Origin of the sequence: Algibacter sp. Ld11 (assembly GCF_045066735.1) — a bacterium.
Classification (GTDB): Bacteria; Bacteroidota; Bacteroidia; order Flavobacteriales; family Flavobacteriaceae; genus Algibacter.
Genome location: NZ_JBISHH010000024.1, coordinates 527,645 through 550,535, shown reverse-complemented (window position 1 = coordinate 550,535; position 22,891 = coordinate 527,645). Strand labels below are relative to the sequence as shown.

The following is a 22,891-nucleotide window of genomic DNA, read 5'->3' as shown; positions in this document are numbered from 1 at the left end:
AAATTACAAGAAAAACGCTTTAATTTATCAAATATCATCATTTACTTCAACCCAATATCCGTTAGGATCTTGAAAATAAACTTGCCTAATACCATCTTGGCGTATATAATATTTGTTTGGTACATCTAACCAATCGGAATAATCAATTTTTAATTCATTTAGACATGCTATAAACTCATCAAAATTCGTTGTTGTTAAAGCAAAATGAACAGCCTTGTTTATTTTTATTTCAGCATCTGGAAGCGGAATAAGATGAAGTTGTTTCCCTTCACCTAAAGACAACCATCGAGTTTTAGAATTAGAAGCTGTATTTTCAATTTCTTTAAGCTGAAAAAGCTTTTGATAAAATACTATAGACTGATCAACATTTTTTACAGAAAGCGCTATATGATTAAATAAAAACATGCCCATGGATAAAGTTTATGATACTCAAATATCGTAATTATTATTTTGAGATGAAAAAACAATTTTAATTTTTGAGATAGCTTAAATTTCATATAACAACCTTTTAAACGGTTACCCTTCTTTGCCAAAGCCAGTACAACTAATAAGCACAATCAAAAATAATTATCTCACATTTTTTTACAAAGAGGTTAACCACAATTTCACTCTATTATATTAAAGAATACTATAGTTTTTATTCGTTTACAAACGACTACAAACATTTACAAACGATTTTAAGCAATTAATTACCGAATAAAATTTGAAAGCTGTTTGATATTTGCAGTGTTGAAACCATTGAGGTTCAATAGTATTAACTGTTTAACGAGCTTACCATAGACGGTAGGCATAAAAAAAATTAAATTTATGAACGCACTTAGAAACAAAGTACAGTTGATTGGTAGATTAGGGCAAGACCCAGAAATTGTAAACTTTACCGATGGTAATAAAATGGCGAAATTTTCGCTGGCTACCGACGATAGCTACAAAGACAAAAACGGCAACAAAGTAGAGCGCGCTTACTGGCACAATATTGTTGTGAGAGGAGGCCTTGTAAAAGTTGTAGAAAATTACGTTACAAAAGGAAAAGAAATTGCCATAGAAGGTAAATTAACAAACCGCAGTTACGATGATAAAGACGGCACTAAACGCTACGTTACCGAAATTGTTTGTAACGAACTTCTCATGTTAGGAAAATAATACTTAACCCAAAATATTTTGTAAAAAGCAGCTTCTAATTGAGGGATTAGTTGCTGCTTTCTTTAATAACGCATTTGAATAGAAAAAAAGCTGTCTATAATAGACAGCTTTTTTTAAATAACCATAAAATTGAACTACCTAAAGCAACTAGAAATACCCATATTGAAAGAATTTACACCTACATAAACATCGTTGAAATACATTTTTATTAGTTAAAATACACGTTTTTTGTTAATAAAATTTAATTACAAACATTTATTACTTATGTTTGGCGTGTTTAATGCCCCCTACATGAAACAGTTTTTAGCTTTAATCTACATATTAAGTCTTTGCCTATACGCTCAAGACGATGTTTACTTTCCTGAAAAGAGTAAAGGCGAATTATATGAATACGCCCAATTTGCCAACGCAGGAAGTTTAAACCTTCATTTTAAAGATGTCATTCAAAGTCCATTACTCGATTTTAAACAGTTAGAATCGAACAACCAAAGTGTTGGCTTTACATCGGATAGTTATTGGATTCGTTTTAAACTTGAAAATAATCAATTAGAATCTAAAACCTATTATTTAGAAACAGGAAGGCCAGTAACAGATTATGCCGAACTTTACCAAATTTCTAAAGCAGAAACTAAAATTTTTAAAAGTGGAGATCAAATAGATTTTAAAGAAAAACAAGTTAAGCATAGATCGACCATATTTAAAATTAATCTCCCACCAAACCAAACACAGCAAATCTATATTCATCTAAAAAGTGATGGAGAAACAATCAACCTACCTTTAAACTTATATAACGAAGCTTCTTTTTGGCGCACAAACTACTTACAACAGTTATTTTTAGGCCTATTCTACGGCTTACTGCTTTTAGCTGGAATTATTTATTTGTTTTTTTACAGCACGATAAAAGAAAAAGCATTCTTGTATTATGGCATTTATGTATTTTCCATATGTTTTTTACAGGCAGCTTTAGATGGCTTAATACACGAATATATTTTTACAAGCAGCAGCTATATAAACAGTAGAATAGTACTAATAACGGCCTTATTTTCCAATTTCTATCTACTTAAATATTGCGAATATTTTTTACAGGTCAACACCCATTTAAAATCTTATAAAACAGCATATTACGTTGCCTACGGCATTATTGGCTTAGTTTTTATGTTGCTATTTATAAATTCAAAATCTTTAGAAATTGCATATCCAATAAGTAATTTAAATGGCCTATTCAGCTTAATATTAATTTTATCAAGTGTATTTGCCCTACGCTACAAACGTATTCAAATAGACCCCTACTTTTCCTTCGGAATTTTGTTTTTAGTTATTGGCCTTTTAGGTTTTGTAATGAACAACTTAAGTATACTTCCCAATAACTTCTTTACATTGAATAGCTCAAAATTTGGATCTGGATTGGAGGTGATTTTCTTATCACTTTCCATGACGAATTTAATTAAATATATGCGCATTCAAAAAGAAAAATTACAAAAGGAAGCCTTAATAAAATCGGAAGAAATAGGTGAACTAAAAACCTATTTCATGTCTAATATGAGTCACGAACTTAGAACACCTATTAATGCCATTATGGGTATTGCTGAAATTGAATTGGGTCGACAAAAAAATAAAAAAACAAACGAATCTTTCGAAATTATAAAAAACGCATCGTTAAGCCTACTTAGTAATGTTAACGATATTATAGATTTTGAAAAAATTGAAAATGACAAACTAAACCTTAGTCCTACTGTATTTAACCCTGCCATTAAACTACAAGAAATTAGTGATAATTGGAAAATTGAAGCTGAGAAAAAAGGATTAGCCTATAAGTTTGATTTGGATAACCGAATCCCTGAAAAAATATTGGCCGATTCTACAAGGTTTGTCCAAATTATAAATAACGTTTTAGCTAATGCTCTAAAGTTTACCGATAAAGGTAACATTTATTTTAAGCTAATTTGTAATGAAATAAACACCGATACTTGTCAGTTTTCAATTCAAATTTCAGATACAGGTATTGGCATAGAAGAAAGCTCCATAAAAAATGTGTTTGAAAGCTTTAGCCAAATGCGTTTAAACCACAAACGTGAATTTGGAGGTATTGGCCTTGGCCTAACCATTGTTTATCATATTGTAAAATTATTTGATGGTGAAATAAAAATTGTTAGCAAAATAAATAAAGGCACAAGTGTATTTATCAATTTAAACTTACGCTACATATCCGAAGAGCAAAAATCAGTTAAAAGCATTATAAACACTCATAAAAACAAACCTTTGAAAATATTAATAGCAGAAGATAATAAGATAAACCAAATGGTATTATCTCGAATTTTAAAAACACAAAAAAACATTTCGTTTATAATAACCAATAACGGCAAAGAAGCCATAGAACAACTTAAAACAGAAACGTTTGATATTATTCTAATGGATTTACAAATGCCAATAATGGATGGTTATGAAGCCACTTCAATTATTAAAAACGGAAGTTTAGGTTCTGTGATTGCGGGCATACCTATAATTGCAATTACAGCAGATGCCATAGACGAAACTAAAACGCACGTTTTAAAGCTTGGCATGTGCGATTACATTACCAAACCATTAAATCAAGATTTACTATTTGAAAGAATATACACGCATTGCTTCCCAGATGATAATATTTTAAAAATTGCTTAGTTTAAATTTAGGATTTAAACATTATCAATATTAAAATACCCGCCTTTGTTTTCCTTGCGATCTATAGATTGGTTTACAATTAAATGAGCTACGTTTAGCATATTACGCAACTCACAAAGCGACGTTGTTATTTTAGATTTTTTATAAAAAGCCTCTACTTCATCGTAAATTAAATCCAAACGTTTAATAGCACTCTTAAGTCTATCGTCACTTCTAACAATACCAACATAGTCACGCATTATAGCTTGCAATTGTTTTAAATTATGCTGAATAATAATATGTTCTTTAGCAATAGTTGTTCCTTTATCGTCCCAATCAGGAATCTCCAACTCCAAACTCTCCAAAGTATTTTTGCTATGGTATTTAAAAATATTATGTGCATAAACCATAGCCTCTAATAGAGAGTTAGACGCTAACCTATTTGCACCATGCAACCCCGTTTTAGTGCATTCACCACATGAAAACAGGTTTTTAATAGACGTTTTTCCGTCCATATCGACATCAATACCCCCACATAAATAGTGCGAAGCTGGAACCACAGGTATCCAATCGGATTTTATATCAATATGGTTATCTAAACATTTTTGATAAATATTAGGAAAGTGTGTTTTAAAACCCTCTATATCTAAATGGGAACAATCTAAAAACACGTGAGTTTCTCCAGATTTTTTAAGTTCACTATCAATACTTTGAGATACAATATCTCGCGACGCCAATTCAGCACGGTCATCATAATCCGGCATAAACCGATGTCCATTTTTATCTCGTAAATATGCTCCAAAACCACGTACAGCTTCGGATATTAAAAAGGAAGATTGATTTCCACGCACATCGTACAAAGCCGTAGGATGAAATTGAACAAACTCCATGTCGGAAATTTTAGTTTTAGCACGATATGCCATAGCAATACCATCTCCAGTAGCAATAACGGGGTTAGTAGTATGTCCGTAAACACGACCAATTCCACCAGAAGCTAATAACGTACTTTTGGCTTTTATGGTAAAAATTTCTCCAGATTTTTGATTTAACACATAAGCCCCGTAACACCCTTTGCCTTTTGGCTTATTTATCTTTATATGGTGGTTGGTAATTAAATCTATAGCAAAATGATGTGGTAATAATTTGATATTTGGTAATTGATGTACACGCTTTAACAAAGCCATCTCAATTTCAAAACCGGTAATATCCTTATGGTGTACAATACGGAATTCTGAGTGTCCGCCTTCTTTACCTAAATCTAAATTTCCGCTAGCATCTTCATCAAAATTCGCACCCCATTCTAGTAGTTCTTTTAATCTATCTGGCCCTTCATTTACAACCATTTCCACAACGTCTTTATTACAAAGTCCGTCGCCCGCAATCAAAGTATCGTCTACATGTTTTTTAAAAGAATCTTTCTCATGGTTTAAAACAATAGCGACTCCGCCTTGCGCATATTTAGTATTAGATTCTTCCTCGGAAGCTTTTGTTACAATAACAACATCTCTTTCGGGGAATTTCTCGGCAATTTTAACCGAAAATGTTAATCCTGCAATTCCTGAACCAATTACTAAATAGTCTGCTTTTACCATATTATTTTGAAAGTTCTAACATACGCTCTATTGGCAATAATGCACGCTCTCGGATTTTCTCGTCAACATCAATCTTTGGCGACTCGTTAAGTAAACAATCATATAATTTCTGCATGGTATTCATTTTCATGAAATGACATTCACTACAAGCACATGTATTATCTTCCTTTGCTGGCGCAGGAATTAATTCCGTATTTGGCATTTCTTCTTGCATTTTGTGCAAAATTCCTGCTTCTGTAGCTACAATAAATTTCTCATTAGCATGTTCTCTAACAAAATTTATCATTCCTGAAGTAGAACCAATATAGGCGGCCGTATCTAAAATATGCGTTTCAGATTCTGGATGCGCTATAATTTTATGATCTGGGTATTTTTTATGCAACTCGATTAACTTATCGATTGAAAATGCTTCGTGCACAATACAACTACCATCCCAAAGTAGCATATCTCTACCTGTTTCGTTAATTATATATTGACCTAAATTTCTATCTGGAGCAAAAATAATTGGTGTTTCTTTAGGTATAGATTGCACTATTTTCAATGCATTAGAAGATGTACAAACAATATCACTTAGCGCCTTAATTTCCGCAGAGCAGTTTACATAAGTAATCACTACGTGGTTAGGATGTTTTTTAGTAAAAGCTGCAAAATCTTCTGGCGGACAAGAATCGGCCAAAGAACAACCAGCATTTAAATCTGGTAAAACAACCGTTTTAGATGGATTTAAAATTTTTGCTGTTTCGGCCATAAAATGCACTCCAGCAAATACAATAATATCAGCATCAGTTTCCGCTGCTTTTTGAGACAAACCTAAACTATCACCTACATAATCGGCAATATCTTGTATTTCTGGCACCTGATAATAGTGCGCCAAAATAACGGCGTTTTTCTCTTTCTTTAAGCGTTGTATTTCTTTCACTAAATCCATAGTAATCCTCGTTTAACTGCAAATATCTTAATTAAAATGCGTATTAAATTCAGAATTGCTTAAAAAAAACTTGGGAATAAAAAACCGGCATTCTTTTTATAAAATCATTAAATTATTGTTAAGCAAACTCTTAAATAAATAACAAAAAACAAAAAGCGTTTTGCTAAAAAACACAAAACGCTTTAAAATTAGGCTTTAATCGTCAGGCTTTCTATTTCTAACTGAATCTCGTTTAAGGTTAATTCTCCGTTAAAAAGCTCAGATAAAACTGAGGTTTTAGTATCCAAAAATTCACTTTTCATATCATTAAAAAGTGTTTGATAATAAGCAACTCCGGCTTTCATGTTTTTTGTAAAATTAAGCAGGTATTTCTCCTCTTTTTTATTCATTGAAATTCGAGCATCGGCTAATTTATTTTTTAAGAAATCGATATAAATATGAAGTTCTTTAACAAACAGATTAGGTCTATCTGCACGTGATACCATATTATCGCGTCCGTAGATATGATCGGTCATATTTTTTAAACTCATAACTTTGGAGTAATACGCCATATTAGGACCAGGACAAACAGAAACACCTTCTCCTTCCGTTTTGGTATCTAATCCATAAGCCAAAAGTGCAGACGTCCCTAAACCTACACAAGTACAAGATTTTTCAATAATTTTATTGTATTGATTTTGATAATCTTCAGGAGATAATTCTTGAGCTTTTAAAGCTTTTATTTTAAAGTGTTGATATTCTCTAGAAGCCGTACAAACACCTGTTTCCTTAAACTCTTTGTTCATGGCCACAAATTTCTTTGGACATGAACTACCAGGCCTTCCTTTATCTATTCGTGCTTGTTTTTCTGCATCCTTCGTGTTATCTTTTAAATTATTAAAAGGCACACCTAATGGAGAAATATCACTTAAATACAAGTCGCTTTCTTCAGCTTTAGCTAACTTACTCAGCGTATCTTTATCTACAGTTGTAGCTTCGGGAACTAACAAAAACGGACTCCCCCAACCTACTGAATCTAAATTATAATGATGCATTAAAAACTCATGTTCTTCAGAAGTACCAACCCCGCCTTGTGCTGTAATTTCGAAACTTAATTCGTTGTCAGGAATGGTTTTACCTTGATTTATTAATTCTTGACTTAAAACCGTGTAAATAGCATTTTGAAGCTCATCTCTATGCGCTTTAAATTCCGCTAAAACAGGCCCTAAAAGATAGCCTTCTGTAGCAAAAGCATGACCGCCACAATTTAAACCAGATTCTATTCTATATTCCGAAACCCATAAGCCTTTTTTAGCTAAAAACTTCCCTTGTATTAACGCCGATCTGTAATCGCTAACCTTTAAAATAATACGCTTTTTAAACGCACCGTTTTCATCTGGAAAGAAATCATTAAACTGTGACATGTATGCATATAACCTCGGGTTCATTCCTGCAGACAACACCACAGATGAGCTTAGTTTGCTATTCGCAAAACCACGCAATGCCGCGTGTGCATCGTTATATTCTACAGCTAATTTTTCATCTTTTATATAATTATCCTTATCAACTTTGGTCATGATGTTTACATCTATAGCACCCATTGACACATTATTAGCCACCCAATTTTTAACCTTAGAAAAATCGATTTCCTTTGATGTTAGTTTTTTAAACTCCATCTTCATTTTAGAGCTATCAGGCAACATACTTATGTAGTTAAAAAGTTCTTCACTTTTATCTACCGAAACATTTTTTAATTCCTCAAACTTCTTGTTTGCTAAATCGCTAATTAAGTCTAAATATGAGGTAATTCTCTTTGCTCTAAAATCTTCTATTTTATCTGTAATTTCGTGATAAGGCACCTCAAACTTTTCGCTGTACATTTTTCTTAATTTTTCAAGCAGAATATCATCTACCAGAGAAATTACAGAATCCATACCATATTGAGCAACTTTTAAAGGCGTATCTATTGTAAATCCTATTCCCATAACAGGAATATGAAATGAATGTGTGTTTTTCATATTAATTGAATTAATCAACAAATGTAGACCACGAATAATTCGATAAACATGATAAATATCATACTATAAGACCACGTAATTTTTTTGTTTTCTAATTTGCTCGTCAAAAAAAGGTAATGAAATACCGATCATTATTATAAACAATATGCCTTTATTAACTTTTTTTTTAATTATTCATAATAAGAAATCTACAAACGATAAAAATTGATAAAACTTCCAACAGCCTTCGCTCTTTAAGATTAGCTTTAGTACTTTTATGTTTTAATTTTAGAATAGAAAGAAAAACATGTCTGTAGAGCCAAAATTAACACGATTCAATCAAAGTGTGTTGTCTAAATACCGAATTTACAACAGTATTTTTATGACATTACCGTTTGATACTATTACAAAAACGGGAGTATTGTTGCCGTTGTTTCACGAAACTTGCGAAAAAGGATTTGCACAAGGAGACAATCCAACAACCATTGTAGATACATTTTTTAAAAAATACCAAGGTCGTAGATCTGAAGAAAGTCAAATAAACTTATTATTTCGTTTTATTCAATATATAGAACGTCAAGTTGTTTTGTTTGATGCTGTAGAAGATGCCGCTTTTCCTATTGTAAATAATATGGAAGGTATTGGAACACTTAGAAATCTTAAAGAAAAGGCAACTTCAGAGAATCAATTAGAAGCTTTACAACAATATTTAGAAGAATTTAAAGTGCGTATTGTTTTAACAGCGCACCCTACACAATTTTACCCCGGTTCTGTTTTAGGTATTATTACAGATTTATCGAAAGCTGTAAAAGAAAACAACCTAAATGGCATCAACGATTTATTTGCTCAATTAGGTAAAACACCTTTCTTTAAACGCGAAAAACCAACACCATACCACGAAGCAAAAAGCTTAATTTGGTATTTAGAAAATGTATTTTATCAATCGTTTGGAGATATTTACAATTACATCCAAACTAACATTTACGACGATACTAAAAAGCATAATGAAATAATAAATATTGGCTTTTGGCCAGGTGGAGATAGAGACGGAAATCCGTTTGTAAAACCAAACACAACAGTAAAGGTCGCTAACAAACTAAAACAAGCCATACTTAAAAAGTATTATGCAGATTTAAAAAACCTGAGACGTAAACTTACGTTTAGAGGTGTAGAAGAACGCATTATTAAGCTTGAAACTATTTTATACAATTACAGTATAAACCTAAAAACTGAAAAGACCATTACAGCTAAACAATTACTTAATGAATTATTAAGCATTAGAGAAGTTATCGAAACCGATCACCAATCGCTTTACATTAACGAAATTAATAGCTTAATTAATAAAATTAATCTTTTTGGTTTCAATTTTGCAACATTAGATATTAGGCAAGACAGTCGTATTCATCATTCGGTGTTTACTACAGTAATCGATAATTTAATTGAAAACAATCACCCATCGTTCCCAAAAAATTATCATGATTTATCAGATGATGAGCAGGTTAAAATCTTATCAGAAGTAAGTGGAGATAAAATTGATATTGATGTTTTTGAAGACGAAATGGTAAGCAACACGCTTAAAACCATTAAAGCCATCAAAAAAATACAAAAATCCAATGGTGAGCGCGGTGCTAACCGTTACATTATTAGTAACAACCAAACCGCATTAAACGTTATGCAACTTTTTGCTATGCTAAAACTAGTAGCATTTCAAGACGATTTAACGGTAGATGTTGGACCTCTTTTTGAAACTATTCCAGATTTGGAAAACGCACCAGGTGTAATGGAACAGCTTTACAGCAACCCTACTTACCGTGCACATTTAGAAAAAAGAGGCAATAAGCAAACTATTATGCTTGGCTTCTCCGATGGTACAAAAGATGGTGGATACCTTATGGCAAACTGGGGAATTTACAAAGCAAAAGAGCGCTTAACAGCCATATCTAGAGAATACGGTATTACAGCCATTTTCTTTGATGGTCGTGGTGGACCTCCTGCACGTGGTGGAGGAAAAACACATCAATTCTACTCATCTTTAGGCCCAACAATAGAGGATAAAGAAGTACAATTAACTATACAAGGACAAACTATTAGTTCTAATTTCGGAACTTTAGATTCATCTCAATACAATTTAGAACAATTAATAAGTTCTGGTATTTCTAACCGCATTGGCAAAAACAACGAAGCCATGAGTGAAGAAGATAAAATTGTAATGAATGACTTAGCAGAAACAAGCTACACTGCTTACAAAGACTTTAAAGGTCACCCAATGTTTATACCGTATTTAGAACGCATGAGTACTTTAAAATACTATGCAAAAACAAATATTGGTTCTCGCCCGTCAAAACGTGGCACATCAGATAAATTAGTATTTTCAGACTTAAGAGCCATTCCTTTTGTAGGTTCTTGGAGTCAGTTAAAACAAAACGTTCCAGGATTCTTTGGTGTTGGTAAAGCATTAAAAGCATACGAAGATCGTGGCGAATTCCATAAAGTAGAGCAACTTTATAATAACTCAAAATTCTTTAAAACACTGTTAGAAAACAGTATGATGTCTTTAACAAAATCGTTTTTCGATTTAACAAAATACATGTCTAAAGACGAAGAGTTTGGTGCATTTTGGGATATTATTTATAACGAATACCTATCAACAAAATCTCTACTTTTAAAACTAACCGGTTATAAAGAACTTATGGAAAACGAGCCAGCAGGCCGTGCCTCTATTCAAGTTCGTGAATCTATTGTGTTACCATTGTTAACCATACAACAATACGCACTTAAAAAGATTCAAGAATTAGAAAAAGCCGAAGTTAGAGACGAAGAACAAATTAAAATATTTGAAAAAATTGTTACCCGTTCATTATTCGGAAACATTAATGCAAGTAGAAACTCTGCATAATAAAACATTCAAATTAAATATAAAAAGCCTCCAACTATGGGGGCTTTTTTACGTTAAAACATCTTCTATTATTTTTATTAGGGCGCAACCCAAAAAGGGTCGGGCTATTCGCTACAAGTCCTCGCTGCATCAATTACCATTGTTGCAGCTGTGGGCTTTTCACTACTATCCCTTGCGCACTTATTGCAGCGGCAGTACAGCTAACAAGACGACCTTTTAATGGCATTAATAAGCATCTAAACACCGCAAAAACACTACCCTCTACAACTTCAATTTAATTAAAAATTATTATAAAAAAAAGGTGTTTTGCATAAAGCAAAACACCTTTTTAACAATATATAAACTGATTAGTTAAATAGTTCTATTCTAGTGATCGTTAGATCTAAAATCTGGATAAGCTTCCATACCATGCTCATGCGCATCTAAACCTTCTAGCTCTTCCTTTTCAGAAACTCGAATTCCAACAACCTTTTTCAATGTAAATATAATAATAAAAGAGGTTACTAAACAAAAACCAGCATAACAAGCTACACCTATTAATTGAGCCATAAATGTATGCTCTGAGTTTGTAGAAAATATACCTACCGCTAAAGTTCCCCAAATACCACAAATTAAATGTACAGCAATAGCACCAACAGGATCATCAAGTTTTAAAGCATCCACACAACTTACAGCTAAAACGATAAGCACACCTGCAACAGCACCAATAATAATAGCACTAGTAGGTGTCATCACGTCTGCACCCGCAGTAATACCAACTAAACCACCTAAAATACCATTTAAAAACATAGTTAAATCTAGATTTTTGTATTTAATTAAAGTTACCATAGCAGCAACAACTCCACCAGCTGCAGCAGCTAAACATGTTGTAACCAAAGTTAAAGATGTTAACTCAGGATCTGCAGAAAGCACAGAACCACCATTAAAACCAAACCACCCTAACCAAAGTATTAAAACACCAGCAGTTGCTAATGGTATATTGTGACCAGGAATAGCCTGAGGCTCTCCATTTTTAAATTTACCAATACGCGGGCCTAATAAGAAAACAGCAACTAAAGCTGCCCAACCACCTACAGAGTGCACTAAGGTAGAACCTGCGAAATCGTAAAAACCTAATTGATCTAAAAATCCACCACCCCATTTCCATGAGCCAGCAATTGGGTAAACAAACCCAACGTAGATTATAGTAAACATCATAAAAGGCCCAATTTTCATACGCTCAGCAACGGCTCCAGAAACAATAGTTGCCGCTGTTGCAGCAAACATGCCTTGAAACAAAAAGTCCGTCCAATATGTATAACCTTCATTATAAGCTAAATCTAAAGCACCTTCCGCAGTTACCGGAGCCTCTAAACCGAAGCCCGCAAAGCCAAAAATACCAGCAGAACCTTCAGCAAAATCAGGATACATTAAGTTAAAGCCTACTAAACAATATAGAAGCAAGCCTATTGTAATGATAAAAATATTTTTAAATAATATATTTAATGTGTTTTTCTGTCTAGTTAGTCCAATTTCTAAAAATGCAAAACCTGTATGCATAAAGAAAACTAAGGCTGTACAGACCATCATCCATACATTATTTATTGTAAGTAATTCCATGTTATTAGTTTAATTGAGTTATTATTTTAATGTGTCACTACCTTTCTCTCCAGTTCTAATTCTATAACACTCCTGTACATCGGATACAAATATTTTACCATCACCAACTTCTCCCGTTCCAGCAGAGTTAATAATTGTTTTCACTGTAACATCAGCAAAATCATCGTTTACAACAATAGAAAGATACCTACGCTGTATATCACTAGTACTATAACTAACGCCACGATAAACATGCCCCTCTTTTTCATTTCCAAGACCAGTTACGTCCCAGTAAGAGAAAAATATTACACCAACCTCATGTAACGCTTCTTTCACTACACGGTATTTGGATTTTCTAATAATGGCTTCAATTTTTTTCATAATTTCATTTCTTAAATATGTTTAGTTTGTTAAGGTAAAAATTATTTGAATTCTATAAAACTAGAACATCAAAAGGTTTTTTTGAATTGTGATAAACGTTTAAAAAGATGCCCTTTTGAGACATCTTTCTAAACATTTATAGTAAATAATAATTTTTATTCTTCTTCAATTTCTCTTTGTCTCTTACCATGGTAAGCGATAGATCCATGCTCTGTCCAGTCAAGACCAGCAATTTCTTCTTTTTCTGTAACTCTTAATCCAATAGTTTTCTTCATGATAAATAGGAAAACAAAAGATAAAACGATAGCCCAAGCAGCATATGCTAAAACCCCAATAGCTTGTGCTCCTAATTGAGCAGCACCTCCACCATTAAGAATTCCAATTCCAGCATCACCATCGATACCCCAAAGACCTATTACTAAAGTTCCCCAAGCACCACAAATACCGTGTACTGAAATTGCACCTACAGCATCATCAATTTTTAATGTTTTTTCTACAAAACCAATTGAGAATACTACAAGAATACCACCAACAAGACCAGCTAATACAGCACCACCTTCGCTCATGTTTCCACAACCAGCAGTAATACTTACTAAACCAGCAAGTGCACCATTTAAAGTCATACTTAAGTTTGGTTTTCCATTTTTAATCCAAGTTAAAAGTAAAGCACCTAATGCTCCAGCAGAAGCAGCTAAGTTTGTTACTAAAACCACTTGAGAAGCTGCAGTAGCATCATCACCACCCCAAGCTAATTGAGAACCTCCATTAAAACCGAACCATCCTAACCAAAGAATAAATACACCTAAAGTAGCATACATTTGGTTGTGACCGTGCATTTCAACAGGCTTACCATCTAAGAATTTCCCAATTCTAGGACCTACCATCCAAGCAGCAACAAGTGCAGCCCATCCACCAACAGAGTGAACAATAGACGATCCAGCAAAATCGATAAATTCAGCAGGCATAATACCATCAGTGTTGTTTAACCAACCACCATTCCATTCCCAACCACCAGCGATAGGGTAAATAAAAGCAGTTAAAACAATACTAAAAATTGCATAAGTTGTATATTTTGTTCTTCCGGCTACAGCACCAGAAACAATAGTTGCAGCAGTTGCAGCAAATACAGTTTGAAAGAATAAATCGGCAGCACCTTGAGAGAATGTGAAACCTCCCCAATGGAAAAATCCACCACCTTGGTCTGCTCCGTACATTAAAGAGTATCCTATAAACCAGAAAGCTAAAGAACCTACTGCGATATCTAGGAAATTTTTCATGGCAATGTTTACAGCATTCTTAGAATCTGTCATTCCTGACTCCACTAAGAAAAAACCTGCTTGCATGAAGAAAACAAGAATACCAGAGATTAGCATCCACATCATTCCCATATCGCCTTCGATAGCAGCGGTATCCTGAATTAATAAAGGTAAATTTAATATTGACATCATATTATATTTTTTGGTTAGTTAATAATAGCACTATTAAATCCCCGTTTAAAAAACGGGGATTTGTAATATTTTAATCTTAGAAAGTGTAAATCGCAGCTAAAGTAAATGCAGCTAAGTTATCGCTAGCCATTCCATCGTTATCTACAAATGGCTCATCATTACTCCATGAATCTAATCTAATTTCTGGCTTAATAATTAAGTTATCTACAGTATAGCTACCTGTTAAAGTTGTAGCGAAAACACTTGGTAAATCATCACCATCACCATGGTATCCAAAATACTCACCTCTTAACCCTAAAGAAAAACTATCAGAAGTAGCTACTTGAGGATATAAAGCTGCTCCGTAGAAACCAGCACCATCATTATCATTATACGCTGCATTGATTCCCATAAAGAAAGTCTCAGATAAATCAAAACCACCTGTATAATCAACCTCAAAACCTAAACCATCGTTAGACCCACTATCGTAGTATAAATTTAAGAATTGACCTTTATATCCTAATTGAGCACCTAATGCATATTCTCCAGTCATTGAAGTATCATTAACATCCCATGGATTAGTAATTGCTAACATTAAGCTAAAATCATCAGATAGAGCAAAATCAGCTTTTATACCCATGTGAGAAAAAGGCCCACTAGAAAATAAGTAAGATGTACTGTAGTTAAAGTTTGCAGCAGGAGAAATTACTTCGTACCCTAAAAACGTATTAAATCTACCAAAAGTTAATGTTGTTCCTTCTGAAACATTCCAGTAAACATATGCTTGATTTACAATACCATCTACAATATCACTATTGAAAGTAGCACCTGCACCTCTTGGCCCAGTAACTAAATCAAGTACTGCTCCTGCTTTTTCACCTTCGTAACTCGCTATAAGATTACCCATACCTAAAGCAAATCCTGATTGTCCTGCAAACGCAGTTCCAAAACCAGCACCTACATTATCCGGAGCTGTTAAATATGTTTGGTAATAAGCATCTACACTACCGCTAATAGATAATTTTGGTTTTTCATCTTCTTGAGCAAAGCCTATTGCAGCAACAAAAAGCAGTGAAAGTTTAAAAAAGTTTTTCATAATTGTGTTTATTTTAAAGTTAATAGTTATTGGTTTATTCGTTAAGAACAAGCCAAAACTAGGTCAAAATATTTTAACCCCCATAAAAAACAGGGGTAATTCACCCACTTTTATCAATTACACAATTTTATCCCCGATTTTTTAGGGGTATTCTTGTAAATATTTTTATTTTTTGATTTTTCAACAAATACATTGTTTGAATTATTGTTAGTCTTTTATAAAATTTTATAGCATTCCTGCTATTAAATCAACCAAATATTAGCATTAATTCATATTTCTATAATATTGACTAAAAAAACCGAATTGAATATTTATTAAAAAACTGTCATATTATTGATATATACCTATTTTAATCTTCGCTTCTCCTAAAAAATCGAAATAATGAATTAGCCCCTATTGTATTTCAAATACTAGTGCATATCTTTACAATTCAACTCAAGTTTTTAAACGATTATGCTGAAGAAACAAGGACTCTATTTACCGGAATTTGAACACGAAAACTGTGGCGCTGGTTTTATTTGTAATCTTAAAGGAGAAAAAACAAATCAAATTATTCACGACGCGTTAGAAATTCTAGTAAAATTAGAACACCGTGGTGGCGTTAGTGCCGACGGAAAAACCGGTGATGGTGCTGGTTTATTAATTGATATTCCACACGATTATTTTAAACGCGTATGCGATTTTAATATCCCAGAACAACGAGAATATGCCGTTGGTATGGTGTTTTTGCCAAAGGTGAAAAACCAATATAATTTTTGCAAAACCACTTTCGAAAACGAAGTTAAAACGCAAGGTCTTTCTATTTTAGGATGGCGTGAAGTTCCTGTAGATTCTTCTCAATTAGGCCCTATCGCTTTAGCATCTGAACCGAATATTGAGCAGTTGTTTGTTGGTAAAACAGAAGATATTACTGATGCCGATTTTAAAGCTAAATTATACGCTGCAAGAAAAATAACAGAGCACACTATTAGTCAATCTAAAATTTCTGAAAGCAACTACTTCTACGTACCTAGTTTCTCAACGAGCACTCTAATATATAAAGGTATTATCATGCCTGAAGATATCGGGCCATATTATACAGATTTACAACAAATAGATTTAGTAACTCGTTTAGCGCTTGTTCACCAACGTTTCTCTACGAATACTATGCCAACTTGGGAATTAGCACAACCGTTTAGATACATGTGCCAGAATGGTGAAATTAACACCCTTCGTGGAAATGTAAGTAGAATGCGTGTTCGTGAAGAAATCATGAAATCTGATGTTTTCGGACCGCAAATAGATAAATTATTCCCAATTATCCTTCCAGGAAAATCCGATTCGGCTTCTATGGATATGGTTGTAGAATTATTAACACACACTGGCCGCTCGTTACCAGAAATCATGATGATGATGATTCCTGAAGCATGGGAGAAACATGCTACCATGTCTGACGAACGTAAAGCATTTTACGAATACAATGCTTGTATCATGGAGCCTTGGGATGGCCCAGCATCTGTACCCTTTACAGATGGTGATTATGTTGGTGCTTTATTAGATAGAAATGGTTTAAGACCATCTAGATATACAGTAACTAAAAGCGGTAAATTAATCATGTCGTCAGAGATTGGCGTGGTTGATATTGCCCCTGAAGATGTTGAAAGACATGGACGTTTAGAACCAGGAAAAATGTTCTTGGTAGACATGAACAAAGGTCGTATTATCGAAGATGAAGAAATTAAAAGTAAAATTGTTTCAGAAAGACCATATAAAGAATGGTTAGATAATACAAGACTACACTTAAAGGACGTTCCTTATAATAACGAAACCTGTTCGATAGAAACTATTGATATCAAAACAAGACAACGTTTATTTAACTACACGTTTGAAGATATTCAAGAAGTAATTACACCAATGGCTATTGTTGGAAAAGAAGCTTTGGGCTCTATGGGTATCGACACCCCTTTAGCCGTTTTATCCGATAGACCTCAACTTATTTCGAACTATTTTAAGCAATTATTTGCACAAGTAACAAACCCACCTTTAGATGGTATTCGTGAAGAAATTGTAACAGATATTAGTTTAAACCTTGGTAAAGACAGAAATATTTTCAGTATTACCGATAGACAGTGTAGAAAACTTAAAATTCAAAATCCGGTAATTTCTAATCCCGATTTAGAAAAAATAAGAAATATCTCAATTGAAGGCTTTAAGGCTGAAACTATCCAAATGCTATATCCAAAAAATCAAGGACTAAATGGTCTAGAAGATGCTTTGGAAGATATTATAATGCAAATAGAAAAAGCGTTGGATCGCAAAACAAACATCATTATCCTTTCAGATAGAGGTGTAAATCAAGAATTTGCTCCAATTCCATGCTTATTGGCTTGCTCTTATGTAAACCACCAATTAAACCGTTTACGTAAGCGTTCTTATTTCGATATTATTATCGAATCTGCAGAACCACGTGAACCACATCATTTCGCAACTTTATTTGGTTATGGCGCTAGTGCTGTAAACCCTTATATGGTAAACGAAATTATCAGAATGCAAGTTAAAGAAGGCTTTATTACTGATATGGATGAGCAAAAAGCTGTTGATAATTTCAATAAAGCGATTGGAAAAGGTATTTTAAAAGTCATGAACAAAATTGGAATCTCGACATTACACTCGTATAGAGGTTCTCAAATTTTCGAAATTGTTGGTTTCAACTCTCAATTTGTTGAAAAATATTTCCCATATACAGCTTCTAGAATTGAAGGTATTGGTTTATATGAAATTGAAAAAGAAATTAACGAACGTTATAAACAAGCCTACCCAGATAATACTATTGATAAAAACTTAGGTTTAAATATTGGTGGAGATTACCGCTGGAGAAGAAATGGCGAACGTCACTTATTTAACCCAACAACCGTTGCTAAATTGCAACAAGCCGTTCGATTAAGTGATCAAGCGAGTTACGATGTTTATGCAAAAGCAATAAACGAACAATCTGAAAATTTAATGACCATTCGTGGTTTATTTGAATTTGATAATTTAGATCCTATTCCATTAGAAGAAGTAGAACCATGGACTGAAATCGTTAAACGATTTAAAACCGGTGCTATGTCTTACGGGTCTATTTCTCGTGAAGCGCATGAAAACTTAGCGATTGCCATGAACCGTATTGGAGGAAAATCTAATTCTGGTGAAGGAGGAGAAGATCGTAAACGTTTCCAAAAAGATAGTAATGGCGACAGTAGAAACTCTGCAATAAAGCAAGTAGCCTCTGGTCGTTTTGGAGTAACTTCTCACTATTTAACAAGTGCGAAGGAAATTCAAATAAAAATGGCTCAAGGTGCAAAACCTGGAGAAGGTGGACAGTTACCAGGACACAAAGTATTGCCTTGGATTGCTGAAACAAGAAACTCAACACCTTTTGTTGGTTTAATTTCGCCACCACCACATCACGATATTTATTCTATTGAAGATTTAGCACAACTTATCTACGATTTAAAAAATGCAAATCGTGAAGCAAGAATTAATGTAAAATTAGTTTCAGAAGTTGGTGTAGGGACTATTGCGGCTGGTGTTTCCAAAGCAAAAGCCGATGTTGTTCTTATTTCGGGTTACGATGGTGGTACGGGAGCATCTCCTTTAACATCATTAAAGCACGCCGGTTTACCTTGGGAACTTGGTTTAGCAGAAGCACAACAAACTTTAGTGCTAAACAACCTTAGAAGCCGTATTGTTGTAGAATGTGATGGCCAATTAAAAACAGGTCGTGATGTTGCAATAGCAGCTTTATTAGGAGCTGAAGAATTTGGATTCGCAACAGCCCCATTAGTAGCCTCTGGATGTATCATGATGCGTAAATGCCATTTAAACACATGCCCAGTTGGTATTGCAACTCAAGATAAAGAGTTACGTAAAAACTTTAAAGGCACACCAGAACACGTGATTAACTTCTTCTACTACATCGCAGAAGAATTAAGAGCCATTATGGCGCAATTAGGTTTTAGAACTTTAAGCGAAATGGTTGGGCAAACACATAAAATTAATTCTAATAAAGCCATAAACCATTACAAAGCAAAAGGATTAGATTTATCGGCTATTTTACACAGGCCAGAGGCATATAAGCACATGTCTGTTAAAAATACCGAACAACAAGATCATAATTTAGATAACGTAATAGATTTTAGAATTCTTAAAGATTCACATCGTGCACTTTATAGAAAAGAAAAAATGAACTTATCATACCCTATAAAAAACACAGACCGTTCGGTTGGGGCTATTGTAAGTAACGAAATTTCTAAAATTTACGGACATCTTGGTTTACCAGAAGACACTCTAAATATTAAGTTTACAGGTTCTGCCGGTCAAAGTTTTGGAGCTTTTGGTGCACACGGTTTAACATTTATGGTCGATGGAAATACCAACGATTATTTAGGTAAAGGTTTATCTGGAGCAAAATTAATTGTGAAAAAACCAGAAAAAGCAGACTTCTTGGCTGAAAAAAATATTATAGTTGGTAACGTTTGTTTATTTGGAGCCGTACAAGGTGAAGCTTATATTAACGGTATTGCCGGAGAACGTTTTGCGGTAAGAAACTCTGGAGCAACTGCGGTTGTAGAAGGTGTAGGAGATCACTGTTGTGAGTACATGACGGGTGGTAAAGTAATTGTTCTTGGTTCTACAGGAAGAAACTTTGCTGCAGGTATGAGTGGTGGTATTGCTTATGTTTACGATCCAGAAAATAAGTTTGTAAACGGACTTTGTAATACTGAAACTATAGATTTTGAAGATATTACAGAAGAAGATGCAGCTGATTTAAGAGCAACTATCCAAAATCATGTAACATATACCGAAAGTAAATTAGGTAAACGATTACTAGAAGATTGGGATACAAGCTTAAGCAATTTTGTTCGCGTTATGCCAACAGAATACAAAAGCGCTTTAATACGCTTAGCAACTGAAGAACCAATGGTAGAAGAATTAACAATAGGATAGGCAATGGGAAAAGTAACAGGATTTAAAGAATTTGAAAGACAAGATGAAACTTACACGCCCGTATCAGATCGTGTTAAAGATTATAAAGAATTTACCGTTCCATTAAAAGAAGAAGAGATTACCAAACAAGGTTCTCGTTGTATGGATTGTGGTATTCCATTTTGCCATAGTGGTTGCCCACTTGGTAATTTAATACCAGATTTTAACCATATGGTACACCAAGGCGAATGGAAAAAAGCTTCTTGGTTACTACACTCAACAAACAATTTCCCGGAGTTTACAGGTCGTTTATGCCCTGCTCCTTGTGAAAAATCGTGTGTATTAGGTATTATTGAAGACCCTGTATCTATTGAAAATATTGAAAAAAATATTGTAGAGCGCGCCTTTAAAGAAGGTTGGATTAAACCACAACCACCAAAAACTAGAACAGGAAAAACTGTAGCCGTTGTAGGTTCTGGTCCTGCTGGTTTAGCCGCTGCTCAACAATTAAATAGAGCCGGACACACCGTTACTGTTTTTGAACGTGATGATGAAGTAGGTGGGTTATTACGCTACGGAATTCCTAATTTCAAAATGGAAAAAGGAATTATCGATCGTCGTGTAAAAATATTAGAAGCTGAAGGTATCACCTTTAAAACTAGTGTAAACGTTGGAGTAAACTATGATGTTAAAGACTTAAAAGCTTTTGACTCTGTAGTATTATGTGGTGGAGCAACGGAAAGAAGAGGCTTACCAACACCTGGTGCAGATGCAGATGGCGTTGTACAAGCTATGGATTTCTTAACACAACAAACTAAAGTTGTATTAGGTAAAGAAGTTAAAGACCAAGTATTAGCAACTGGCAAAAACGTTATTGTTATTGGCGGTGGTGATACAGGATCGGATTGTGTTGGAACATCTAACCGTCATGGTGCAACATCGGTAGTTAATTTTGAAATTATGCCTAAACCGCCAGGACACCGTTCACCAACTACGCCTTGGCCTTTCTGGCCATTGCAGTTAAAAACATCATCTTCTCATCAAGAAGGTGTAGAACGTAACTGGTTAATTAACACCAAAGAATTCATAAAAGATGAAAGTGGTAAACTAACGGCTTTAAAAACAGTAAATGTGGAATGGAAAATGGTTCCTGGAGAACGCCCACAACTTATTGAAATTGCAGGCACAGAAAAAACATGGCCATGTGATTTAGCTTTATTAGCTTTAGGTTTTACGGGACCCGAAAGTACGTTAGCAGATAAATTAGGTATTAAAAAAGATGCTCGTTCTAACTATAAAGCAGAATATGGTAAATACCAAACCAATGTGCCAAATATATTTGCTGCTGGAGATATGCGTCGTGGACAATCTTTAATTGTTTGGGCTATTTCCGAAGGCCGTGAAGCCGCAAGACAAGTTGATATTTATTTAATGGGTAAATCTAACTTACCTTCTAAAGATGTTACTGGCGATTTAGTAGCTATGTAATATTGATAATAATATTGTGTATAAAAAATGCGAGCATTAGAGCTCGCATTTTTTTTATGATAATTTTATAAACTTCTTCATAAATTCATCTTTACGCCTTATGGAGACATCAATATTGGTGTTATCCTTCATGGTTACATAACCACCTTTACCTTTGGTATATTTTTTAACGTAAAAGAGATTAACTAAAAAAGAGTTATGCACTCTATAAAAGTGATTGTTAAGAAGTAATTTCTCAAACGTTTTTAAGGTTTTTGAAGTTGTTATCTTATCACCCAATTTAGTAAAAATATGAGTATAATTAATATCTGCCTTACAGTATAAAATATCTGATACTTCAATAAAAACGTAGCCATCTGGTGTGGCAACACTAATACGTTTTAAAGCATTTTCAACTTTTAAATTATGAAGCAATACGTCTATTTTGTTTTTTAATATAGAGGTTTCCACAACATTTTTAAGTTTTAAAACCGTTTCATGAAAATCATCTTTATCAATCGGTTTTAATAAATAATCTAAGGCACTAAACCTAAAAGCTTCAACCGCATAAGTCTCAAAAGCGGTAGTAAAAATAACATTGAAGTTTATAGTATCTACTTTCTTTAAAAAATCGAACCCGGTTTGGTTATTAATTTTAATATCCAAAAACACAAGGTCGGGTTGCCACTTTTTAACACCTGCAAGCCCAGCATGTACGGTGTTAAAAGTTTCTACAACACTAAAAACATCCTCGTACTTACTAATTAATCTTAACAAACTATCTATACAGTGCTGCTCGTCGTCTATTATTATAGTTTTAATCATA

The 22,891-nt window shown here is 33.7% G+C and carries 14 protein-coding genes; 5 read left to right on the top strand and 9 right to left on the bottom strand.

What is annotated here, in order from left to right; all coding sequences use genetic code 11:
• Positions 1-27: 27 nt before the first annotated feature.
• Positions 28-405 carry a VOC family protein gene (locus ACJJV4_RS12665; protein ID WP_405294966.1) on the bottom strand — a complete coding sequence of 126 codons (378 nt, stop codon included), beginning with the start codon at positions 403-405 and terminating at the stop codon, positions 28-30.
• A gap of 402 nt (positions 406-807) precedes the next feature.
• Between ACJJV4_RS12665 and ACJJV4_RS12660 the strand changes: the two genes are divergently transcribed.
• The gene (locus ACJJV4_RS12660) at positions 808-1,140 is read left to right on the top strand and encodes a single-stranded DNA-binding protein (RefSeq protein ID WP_159018578.1); all 333 of its coding nucleotides are present in this window, start codon (positions 808-810) and stop codon (positions 1,138-1,140) included.
• 291 nt (positions 1,141-1,431) lie between these two features.
• Positions 1,432-3,798, top strand: a complete 2,367-nt coding sequence (locus tag ACJJV4_RS12655) for a 7TM diverse intracellular signaling domain-containing protein (protein ID WP_405294964.1) — start codon at positions 1,432-1,434, stop codon at positions 3,796-3,798.
• Between the two features lie 14 nt (positions 3,799-3,812).
• Here the strand turns inward: ACJJV4_RS12655 and nadB are convergent, their stop codons facing one another.
• The 3 genes from nadB to ACJJV4_RS12640 all read right to left on the bottom strand — a co-directional run bounded on the left by nadB (position 3,813) and on the right by ACJJV4_RS12640 (position 8,294).
• Complete coding sequence (gene nadB, locus ACJJV4_RS12650) at positions 3,813-5,369, bottom strand: L-aspartate oxidase (protein ID WP_405294962.1); 1,557 nt, start codon at positions 5,367-5,369, stop codon at positions 3,813-3,815.
• 1 nt (position 5,370) lies between these two features.
• The gene (gene nadA / locus ACJJV4_RS12645) at positions 5,371-6,297 is read right to left on the bottom strand and encodes a quinolinate synthase NadA (RefSeq protein WP_405294960.1); all 927 of its coding nucleotides are present in this window, start codon (positions 6,295-6,297) and stop codon (positions 5,371-5,373) included.
• Positions 6,298-6,485: 188 nt separating this feature from the next.
• Entirely contained in the window at positions 6,486-8,294 is a 1,809-nt protein-coding gene (locus ACJJV4_RS12640) for a hypothetical protein (protein ID WP_405294958.1), read from the bottom strand.
• A 286-nt stretch (positions 8,295-8,580) separates the two neighbouring features.
• Between ACJJV4_RS12640 and ACJJV4_RS12635 the strand changes: the two genes are divergently transcribed.
• Entirely contained in the window at positions 8,581-11,169 is a 2,589-nt protein-coding gene (locus ACJJV4_RS12635; protein ID WP_405294956.1) for a phosphoenolpyruvate carboxylase, read from the top strand.
• A gap of 366 nt (positions 11,170-11,535) precedes the next feature.
• Here ACJJV4_RS12635 and ACJJV4_RS12630 read toward each other — a convergent pair whose 3' ends face one another.
• The 4 genes from ACJJV4_RS12630 to ACJJV4_RS12615 form a co-directional block, all read right to left on the bottom strand.
• On the bottom strand, positions 11,536-12,768 hold the full coding sequence (locus ACJJV4_RS12630) for an ammonium transporter (protein ID WP_405294954.1): 1,233 nt from the start codon (positions 12,766-12,768) through the stop codon (positions 11,536-11,538).
• A 21-nt stretch (positions 12,769-12,789) separates the two neighbouring features.
• Positions 12,790-13,128 carry a P-II family nitrogen regulator gene (locus ACJJV4_RS12625; RefSeq protein ID WP_405294952.1) on the bottom strand — a complete coding sequence of 113 codons (339 nt, stop codon included), beginning with the start codon at positions 13,126-13,128 and terminating at the stop codon, positions 12,790-12,792.
• A 155-nt stretch (positions 13,129-13,283) separates the two neighbouring features.
• A complete protein-coding gene (locus ACJJV4_RS12620; protein WP_405295417.1) occupies positions 13,284-14,573 on the bottom strand; it encodes an ammonium transporter in 1,290 nt (429 codons plus the stop codon).
• Between the two features lie 79 nt (positions 14,574-14,652).
• Entirely contained in the window at positions 14,653-15,651 is a 999-nt protein-coding gene (locus ACJJV4_RS12615) for an outer membrane beta-barrel protein (RefSeq protein ID WP_405294950.1), read from the bottom strand.
• A gap of 453 nt (positions 15,652-16,104) precedes the next feature.
• Between ACJJV4_RS12615 and gltB the strand changes: the two genes are divergently transcribed.
• Both gltB and ACJJV4_RS12605 read left to right on the top strand, forming a co-directional pair.
• Positions 16,105-20,619, top strand: coding sequence for a glutamate synthase large subunit (gene gltB, locus ACJJV4_RS12610; protein WP_405294948.1), 4,515 nt, complete (start codon positions 16,105-16,107; stop codon positions 20,617-20,619).
• Positions 20,620-20,622: 3 nt separating this feature from the next.
• Positions 20,623-22,086, top strand: coding sequence for a glutamate synthase subunit beta (locus ACJJV4_RS12605; RefSeq protein ID WP_405294946.1), 1,464 nt, complete (start codon positions 20,623-20,625; stop codon positions 22,084-22,086).
• Between the two features lie 54 nt (positions 22,087-22,140).
• Here ACJJV4_RS12605 and ACJJV4_RS12600 read toward each other — a convergent pair whose 3' ends face one another.
• A complete protein-coding gene (locus ACJJV4_RS12600; RefSeq protein ID WP_405294944.1) occupies positions 22,141-22,890 on the bottom strand; it encodes a LytR/AlgR family response regulator transcription factor in 750 nt (249 codons plus the stop codon).
• Between the last annotated feature and the right edge of the window lies 1 nt (position 22,891).

What these genes read in the sequence shown, in the direction of transcription:
- ACJJV4_RS12635 (WP_405294956.1), top strand. Translation starts at nt 8,581, where the DNA reads ATGTCTGTAGAGCCAAAATTAACACGATTCAATCAAAGTGTGTTGTCT.
- ACJJV4_RS12660 (WP_159018578.1), top strand. Translation starts at nt 808, where the DNA reads ATGAACGCACTTAGAAACAAAGTACAGTTGATTGGTAGATTAGGGCAA.
- nadA (WP_405294960.1), bottom strand. Translation starts at nt 6,297, where the DNA reads ATGGATTTAGTGAAAGAAATACAACGCTTAAAGAAAGAGAAAAACGCC.
- ACJJV4_RS12600 (WP_405294944.1), bottom strand. Translation starts at nt 22,890, where the DNA reads ATGATTAAAACTATAATAATAGACGACGAGCAGCACTGTATAGATAGT.
- nadB (WP_405294962.1), bottom strand. Translation starts at nt 5,369, where the DNA reads ATGGTAAAAGCAGACTATTTAGTAATTGGTTCAGGAATTGCAGGATTA.
- ACJJV4_RS12630 (WP_405294954.1), bottom strand. Translation starts at nt 12,768, where the DNA reads ATGGAATTACTTACAATAAATAATGTATGGATGATGGTCTGTACAGCC.
- ACJJV4_RS12640 (WP_405294958.1), bottom strand. Translation starts at nt 8,294, where the DNA reads ATGAAAAACACACATTCATTTCATATTCCTGTTATGGGAATAGGATTT.
- ACJJV4_RS12620 (WP_405295417.1), bottom strand. Translation starts at nt 14,573, where the DNA reads ATGTCAATATTAAATTTACCTTTATTAATTCAGGATACCGCTGCTATC.
- ACJJV4_RS12655 (WP_405294964.1), top strand. Translation starts at nt 1,432, where the DNA reads ATGAAACAGTTTTTAGCTTTAATCTACATATTAAGTCTTTGCCTATAC.
- ACJJV4_RS12665 (WP_405294966.1), bottom strand. Translation starts at nt 405, where the DNA reads ATGTTTTTATTTAATCATATAGCGCTTTCTGTAAAAAATGTTGATCAG.
- ACJJV4_RS12625 (WP_405294952.1), bottom strand. Translation starts at nt 13,128, where the DNA reads ATGAAAAAAATTGAAGCCATTATTAGAAAATCCAAATACCGTGTAGTG.
- ACJJV4_RS12615 (WP_405294950.1), bottom strand. Translation starts at nt 15,651, where the DNA reads ATGAAAAACTTTTTTAAACTTTCACTGCTTTTTGTTGCTGCAATAGGC.
- gltB (WP_405294948.1), top strand. Translation starts at nt 16,105, where the DNA reads ATGCTGAAGAAACAAGGACTCTATTTACCGGAATTTGAACACGAAAAC.
- ACJJV4_RS12605 (WP_405294946.1), top strand. Translation starts at nt 20,623, where the DNA reads ATGGGAAAAGTAACAGGATTTAAAGAATTTGAAAGACAAGATGAAACT.